Here is a 2201-nt window from a genome sequence, read left to right on the forward strand (position 1 = left end):
ATGGGGCGGGAACTCAATAGCATAATCAACAACCGCGCGTTCAGTGGCTTCGTCGGCGCGGTTCTTCAGGTTCGGAACCCGGCGGTTCTGGTTAACCAGCGCATCAATGCCGCCTTCAGCAGCCAGTTCCTGATAGCGGTAAAATATATCGCGTGACACGCCCATGATCTTGCATACTTTTGATACGTTACCGAGTTCTTCGGCGAGATTGAGCAGGCCGGCTTTGTGTTTGATAATGGGATTGTTAGTATGAAGCATGAGAGTTACCTCGCGTTTTGTTTAAGGATTAGGCACCCATATCAAAACCTGTAACTCTCAACCTTTCAAGGTCCCGTGTCAGATCTAGTCGCGACTAATACACCGGATCACGCTATTAGGAATGCCGAACAGTATTCGCATCACGTAACAATCGACCCGTATGGGGCGCAGTCGTTACAAGTTCTGATTTATTCAACAAAGCCTAACGGCGCTTAAAAAGTATGATCTGTCGTTGAATTCTTTACTTATATTTTTCCGCATTACTGTCTACAGGCTTGTTTTATTGGCGCAGAGACGTATAAATAAACCCCTGACGTAAATGGATACCCACCGGTTTACCTGATGTACTGGGTATCTGAGCGTGATTTTCAACTGACAGGGCAGGAGATATCCATGTACCAACACAGAGACTGGCAGGGCGCACTGCTCGATTTTCCGGTAAATAAAGTGGTTTGCGTTGGCAGTAACTACGCAGACCACATCAAAGAAATGGGAAACTCGGTCGCTCTTGAACCCGTGCTATTTATCAAACCTGAGACCGCATTGTGCGATCTGCGCCAACCGGTAGCTATTCCGAAAAACCTGGGTTCGGTGCATCACGAAGTTGAATTGGCGGTGCTGATTGGCACGCCGCTTAAGCAGGCGAATGAAGAGCGCGTGGCGCGAGCGATTGCCGGTTACGGTGTTGCGCTGGATTTGACGCTGCGTGACATTCAATCCGAGTGCCAAAAGGCCGGTCGCCCATGGGAAAAGGCCAAAGGGTTTGATGGCGCTTGCCCGATTTCGGGGTTTATTCCCGTCGCCGAGTTTGGCGATCCGCAGCAGACGGATTTAGGTGTGAAAGTGAATGATGAAATCCGCCAACAGGGCAACACGCGCGATATGATCACGCCGATTCTACCATTGATTGCTTATATGAGCGGCTTTTTCACACTGCGCGCGGGTGATGTGATCCTGACCGGAACCCCAGCAGGCGTTGGCCCAATTGTGTCAGGCGATATGCTGACCATCACCATCAATGATCGCAGCCTCTCCACGCGGATTATCTGATCTTTCTCTGACCCGTTCCCATAGGGAACGGGTAAAGCGCTTGCTTCACTCCGCTAAATCCGTTATACCCCTCCCACACGTTGTAGGTGTGGTTGGCGGGTCGTTTGTGCGTTGCCAGATAACATAAAGATTGATGGGATACTGTGCATGAGCGAACGCGATTTTTGGCAGCAAAAAACTTTGTCTGAAATGTCCGATCAAGAGTGGGAGTCCCTGTGTGATGGCTGCGGTCAGTGCTGCTTGCATAAACTTATTGATGAAGACACGGAGGAACTCTACTTCACCAACGTTGCCTGTAATCAGTTAAACATCAAAACCTGCCAATGCCGCAACTATGAGCGGCGATTTGAGTATGAGCCGGATTGCATCAAATTGACGCGGGAAAACCTGCTCTCTTTCGACTGGTTGCCTGCTACCTGCGCTTATCGATTGATTCACGAAGGCAAGGGCCTACCCGGCTGGCATCCGCTACTAGCAGGTAATAAAGCGCTGATGCACAGTGAACGCATCTCTGTGCGTCACATTGCGGTGCGTGAAACCGAAGTTGTCGATTGGCAGGACCATATCCTGAATAAACCGGAGTGGGCGCGATAAGTATTGTTGTGCAGCGTTTTTGATTGTTGTTATTAGGGTCTTCCCTTGTTGTGGTGGCTGAAGGCATGATAATGGCGTATTAAGTTGCAGAGGTCACCACCATGGACGAAAAGTCTCTCTACGCTCATATGTATTAGTCGCGACTAGATCTGACACGGGACCTTGAAAGGTTGAGAGTTACCGGTTTTGATATGGGTGTCTGATCCTTAAACAAAACGCGAGGTAACTCTCATGCTTCATACTAACAATCCCATTATCAAACACAAAGCCGGCCTGCTCAATCTCGCCGAAGAACTCGG

Annotated in this window: 3 protein-coding genes; 2 read left to right on the forward strand and 1 reads right to left on the reverse strand. The window is 49.5% G+C overall.

Going from position 1 to position 2201, the window contains the following annotated elements; all coding sequences use genetic code 11:
• Positions 1–258 (reverse strand): helix-turn-helix domain-containing protein (locus QZ506_RS02295; protein WP_291968760.1); only part of this gene is annotated, 258 nt, incomplete at its 3' end.
• 393 nt (positions 259–651) lie between these two features.
• On the opposite strand from QZ506_RS02295, the gene QZ506_RS02300 reads away from it, so the two are divergent.
• Positions 652–1308, forward strand: a complete 657-nt coding sequence (locus tag QZ506_RS02300) for a fumarylacetoacetate hydrolase family protein (protein ID WP_291968762.1) — start codon at positions 652–654, stop codon at positions 1306–1308.
• Between the two features lie 147 nt (positions 1309–1455).
• Positions 1456–1902, forward strand: a complete 447-nt coding sequence (locus tag QZ506_RS02305) for a YcgN family cysteine cluster protein (protein ID WP_291968764.1) — start codon at positions 1456–1458, stop codon at positions 1900–1902.
• Positions 1903–2201 lie beyond the last annotated feature (299 nt).

The organism is Candidatus Symbiopectobacterium sp., assembly GCF_020054415.1.
Taxonomy (GTDB): domain Bacteria; phylum Pseudomonadota; class Gammaproteobacteria; order Enterobacterales; family Enterobacteriaceae; genus Symbiopectobacterium.

What these genes read in the sequence shown, in the direction of transcription:
- QZ506_RS02305 (WP_291968764.1), top strand. Translation starts at nt 1,456, where the DNA reads ATGAGCGAACGCGATTTTTGGCAGCAAAAAACTTTGTCTGAAATGTCC.
- QZ506_RS02300 (WP_291968762.1), top strand. Translation starts at nt 652, where the DNA reads ATGTACCAACACAGAGACTGGCAGGGCGCACTGCTCGATTTTCCGGTA.